The sequence below is a fragment of the Mesorhizobium sp. 01N446 genome, from assembly GCF_056399285.1.
Genome location: NZ_JBFTRA010000024.1, coordinates 1 through 4,900 on the forward strand (window position 1 = coordinate 1; position 4,900 = coordinate 4,900).

Consider the following 4,900-nt stretch of genomic DNA (forward strand, 5'->3'; position numbering starts at 1 on the left):
CGGTCTTGGAGATGGCGATGCCGTTGGGGTTGACGAGAAACACCTGGCCATTGGCGTTGAGCTGGCCCGCTATGGTCGATTTGGTACCACCGGTGACGCGGTTGAGCATCGTCGAGGACGATGTCGGCTGGTCGATGTTGACCGTCGCGCCCGCACCGATCGAAAAGCTCTGCCAGTTGACGATGGCCGAATTGGTCGACTGCTTGATGCTGAGCTGCGAGGATGACGGGTTGGAAATGGTGACGCCGCCCGAGGCGACACTGCCGCCCGTCGGCAGTTCCTGCGCCCGCGCCGAGGTGAAGCCGACGAGTGCCGTCGAGGTCAGCAGCAGCGCCATCAGCGGCGCGCTGGTGCGGCGGCGATGCGTTGAAAAGTCTTGGCTTCGCATGCTCACGCCTCAGAACTGGATGGCGCCGGCGAGCGAAAAGCGATCGCTGGTCGGCAGATGGTCGTCGCGGTGCTGGCGGCCCCATTCCAGCGTCAGGCTGGCGTTGGTCACATCGCCCGCTAGCGCCGTGCCGACCTTCAGGCCGAGCCCGTAGGACGCGCCGACGATGTCGGCCGTCTCCAGCACGGTCGGCATTTCGAGATGGACCTGGCCGACAGCGCCGAAGACATAGGGCGACAGCGAAACGATGCCGCCGGTGAACGGCACATACCAAGGCGAGGACACCTCGCCGCGCAGCACATAGCCGGAATCGCCCTGCATCGCGCCGGCGTCGAATGTCGACAGGCCGTTGGGGCCGGTGAGCCCGATCTGCTCCGACTGCAGCAGCGGCTTGCCGAACGAGGTCTGTGCACGGGCATAGAGATCGAGGCCGAGATGAGTGGCCAGCGGCTGGCTGTAACTGGCCGAGACCTCGAGCTTCTGGAAGTCGGCATCGGCCCCCTGGCGCGACAGCGGCAGCAGCGGCGTGGCGTCGGCGGCCGAACGCGCGCCGAGCCCGTCAATGCCGAACGAGGCCACGACATTGCCGGTGAAGACCCCGCCGAGCGGTGTGAACCAGGTGGCGTCCGTGCCGAACCTGACGATGCGCAGCCGGTCCTCGGCGATCGGCAACGAGATCGGTGTCACCGCATTGAGAAAATCGTCCTGCGCGTCGAAGGAAAATTCGCTGCTGACGGTCAGCTCGCGGCTGCGTATCCAGGGATAGCGAAGCCTGGCCGAATAGCGCTCGAATTCACTGCCGAAGCCGAGCGTGCCGGGCTCGGCGGTCGGGTTGGCGCGCGTGCGGGTGACTTCCAGGTTGAGCGTCAGCCCGTCATAGCCGATCGGTACGACGATGCCGGCGGCATAGTTGCGGTTGCGCGGCGCATCCGTGAACAGGCCACTCTCGCCGCCCTCGGGATAACCGCCAACGCGCACATAGACGAGTTCGCCGAGCCCAAGCAGCGAGTTGAAATCGACGCCGACTCCCGTCGACCAGCGCTGCAGTGATGGCGACAGCGAGTTGTCCACCGTGACCTGGCCGCCAAGCGGGCGATACTTGCCGTCGATGACCAGCACGCTGGCGCCCTTCGCCACGCCGGCTTGCAAGGTCGAGCGCAGCCTGGCGCCCGGCGTATCGCCGGCCAGAAGCAGCTTGCGCTCGATCGCCGACAGCTTGATGCTTTTCTGCCCGACCAGCGGCGCCAGCGTTGCCTCGACCCGCCCGCGTATGCGCTCGGGCAGGTTGCTGGTGTCGATCCGTTCGAGATATCCGTCGATAATGACGAGCCTGAGCCTTGCACCGTCGTTGAGTTTCTGCGCCGGCAGCACGACCCGGACCAGCGCATAGCCGGCGCGGCCGTATTCGGTCTCCAGCGCGCGGACCGCGGCAAAGATCTCCGCTGCCGTCACCGTACGATGGGCGAGGCCCGAAACGATCTTGCGCGTCGCCTCGGCCATGGCGGGCAGGCCGCCTTCGACGCTGACATCCTCGAGCTTGACCTTGAGCCTTTCGGCGCCTGCTGGCGCCTGGAGGCCCGAACCTTCCGGGATGGAGACGCCAACCGTGTTGGTTTGCGGCGGCGGCCGGAAGCTTGGCGGCGTGATCTGGCTGGCGGTCTCGGCGAACGCACTGGTCTGAACCGACAGGCATGCCGAGGCGGCCAGCAGGATCGGCAAGATTCCACGCACCAACGGCCCGCCCAAGACGGGCAGGCCGTCGGCATTATTGCCAATCGCGATTTTTTTTCGATAATCCACGCAGTCACTCGCATTTCGAAGTAGAGCGCGGCAAAGCTTCGCCGCCGCGCGATGTCTTATCGCTCGTCAAAACCACGGCTGGTCTGCACTCATGTCCGAAAGGCGTGCCCCCGCCGCTCGGATGAGGCGGAAACTATGCCTGGCCCCAAGCAAGGTCAATTCAACGGGCGGCGGTTCGGCTGACTATTATTGGGCGGGGTTTTCCAAGCCATAGCAATCAGTTAGCGGACTGAACCATGAACCCGTCGCTGTCGATCCGAGCCTCGGCTGGCCCTGTCCTCCGCAAATGGTACGTCTGGACACAAGTGTTGAAGGCTGAAAAATAGGGAACGCAATTTCGCTATCCGAGTTGATTCAAGAGATCAGGAGATCCGCGCTGAATCTGGAAGACATAGCGGCCCACCCGGCCTTGCACCGCTACGTTCAGGAACAGTCTCAGTCCCTGATCCGCATCTATGAGGAGACCCCGCGACTGGCTTCCATCTTTGCCACGCAACAGCGCTGGCTGATGGCCCATGTCGGCCTTGCCATGCATTTCCGGCGCGACCCCAACGACCGCCGCACGGAGCTGACCGTATCGCGTTTCATCGAGGTCGTGCACAAGAACGCCGTGGCCAGCCGCAACACGGCGGATGCTTTCATCAAGGAGATGCTGCACTACAACATCGCCGAGTATGTGGCGGGCGGGGACGGCCGCACGCATCCCCTGCAACCGACGGCAGCCACCATCGAGCGGTTCACCGGCTGGGTAACCGCCCATCTGCGCACGCTTGACCATATCGATGGCGGCGACCGGCTGGCCAGGTATCTGGACCAGCCCGACATGCTTGCCACGCTGCAGCCGCTGATCGCTGACGGCCTGCTTGCCTCAAAGCCGGTGCGCGAACCCAACCAGACCTTTTCCCTGTTCATCTGGCTCAACAATGGCGGCATCGTCATGGATTGGCTGATGTCCGGCATCGATCCGGACCATGCCGGGCTGGAGCAGATTCCGACCAGCGTCGTTTCGATCGGCGATTTCGCCAAATGGCTCAAGCTGTCGCGGACCCATCTCGGCCGCAAACTGCGCACCGCCGAGGAACTCGGCAGCATCGGCTGGCTCGGCCAACGCGGCCATTCGGTGATGTGGGTGTCGCATGGATTCTACGAGGAATACATGACCGTGCAAGCCGCGAAGCTTGCGGTCGTCGACAGCGCCTTCAAGGCTTGTTTTCCGTCATCGCAAGGCGGTGACTGAGCAGCGCCCCGCGCAAGGGCCGATTTTGGGGAAAGCGCGAGGCGGATTTCCGTTCGCAATCAGGCCGCACAAGAAGAGATACCGATTTGCGCTTCCGCGCAGCACTGAGGCTGCGTCCTTGACTGTGCCACCGTACGCATTCAACCACTATTGATGGCCGGTGTCTGGACACGAGCCCCGAAGGCTGAAAATGTACTTTCGCGTCGCGACAAGGGGGCTTATCGCAGCGGGGGAGAATGACGCTATCATCGGAAGACATTGCCGGTCATCCGGCATTGCATCGCTGTGTCCGCGCTCAAGCGCAGGCGATGAACCAGATCTATGAGACGAACCCGCGGCTTTCCTCGGTGTTCGCCACCCAGCAACGCTGGCTGATGGCCCATATCGGCCTTGCCCTGCATTTCCGGCGGGAGCCCGGCGACTATCGCAAGGAGCTGACGACGGCGCGTTTCATCGATGTGATCCGCCAGAATTCCGTGGCCAGCCGCAACACCGCCGACGCCTTCATCAAGGAGATGCTGCACTACGGCTTCATCGAGTATTTGCCCGCGACACAGGACGGCCGCATCCGCCCCCTGAAGCCGGCGCCGGCCTCGCTGGGGCCCGTCATAGGCTGGTTGATGGCGCATCTGCACACGCTCGACAGTCTCGACGGTGCGAGCCGGCTGGCCCTGTTCCTGGCCCGGCCGGACGCACTCGCCATGGTGCAGCCAGGGATTGCCGATGGCTTGCTCTCGTCCAACCCGGTGCGGGAGCCCAAGCAGACCTTTTCCCTCTTCACCTGGCTCAACAATGGCGGCGTCGTCATGGACTGGCTGTTCTCAGGCGTCGATCCCGACCACACCGGCCTCGATCGGATCCCGACCGGCATTGTCTCGATCGGCGATTTCGCCGAGTGGCTGAAATTGTCGCGAACGCACCTTGCACGCAAGCTGCGCGCCGCCGAAGACCTCGGCAGCATCGGCTGGCTCGGCCAGCGCGGCAATTCGGTGATGTGGGTGTCGCGCGATTTCTGTCAGGAATACATGACCGCCCAGGCGGTGAAGCTGGCTATCATCGATACCGCTTTCGCCGAAGCCTTTGGTCCGACGGCCGGCCGCTGACCGGTGCGGCATCCCCCCGCTCGGGGGATGCACGAATCCGCCATGTCCGCCACCTGCGTCAATTGATGCTCGCCGGGCATCCCCTACGCTGACCTCGAGCGAGCCTCGGCGTTCTCAGTCGATGTCGAAGGAGACGCCCTGGGCGAGCGGCAGCGCCTTGGAATAGTTCACCGTGTTGGTGGCGCGCCGCATATAGGCCTTCCACGCATCGGAGCCGCTCTCACGGCCACCGCCGGTTTCCTTTTCGCCGCCGAAGGCGCCGCCGATCTCGGCGCCCGACGTGCCGATATTGACGTTGGCGATGCCGCAATCCGAACCGTCGACACCAAGGAAACGCTCGGATTCCTGCAGGTCGCGGGTGAAGATCGACGA

At 64.0% G+C, this 4,900-nt stretch carries 5 protein-coding genes; 2 read left to right on the top strand and 3 right to left on the bottom strand.

All coding sequences use genetic code 11. The features are described 5' to 3' along the window. Both AC1DPX_RS34980 and AC1DPX_RS34985 read right to left on the bottom strand, forming a co-directional pair. Nucleotides 1-388, bottom strand: a 388-nt coding sequence (locus tag AC1DPX_RS34980; protein WP_477242568.1) for a two-partner secretion domain-containing protein, incomplete at its 3' end; no start/stop codon positions are given. A 9-nt stretch (nucleotides 389-397) separates the two neighbouring features. Further along, nucleotides 398-2,119, bottom strand: a complete 1,722-nt coding sequence (locus tag AC1DPX_RS34985) for a ShlB/FhaC/HecB family hemolysin secretion/activation protein (RefSeq protein ID WP_477242570.1) — start codon at nucleotides 2,117-2,119, stop codon at nucleotides 398-400. Nucleotides 2,120-2,597: 478 nt separating this feature from the next. On the opposite strand from AC1DPX_RS34985, the gene AC1DPX_RS34990 reads away from it, so the two are divergent. Beyond that, a complete protein-coding gene (locus AC1DPX_RS34990; RefSeq protein WP_477242572.1) occupies nucleotides 2,598-3,425 on the top strand; it encodes a hypothetical protein in 828 nt (275 codons plus the stop codon). A gap of 236 nt (nucleotides 3,426-3,661) precedes the next feature. After that, a complete protein-coding gene (locus tag AC1DPX_RS34995; protein WP_477242574.1) occupies nucleotides 3,662-4,528 on the top strand; it encodes a hypothetical protein in 867 nt (288 codons plus the stop codon). Nucleotides 4,529-4,642: 114 nt separating this feature from the next. Here AC1DPX_RS34995 and AC1DPX_RS35000 read toward each other — a convergent pair. After that, on the bottom strand, nucleotides 4,643-4,900 hold a 258-nt coding region (locus AC1DPX_RS35000), incomplete at its 5' end, for an aldehyde dehydrogenase family protein (RefSeq protein WP_477237453.1).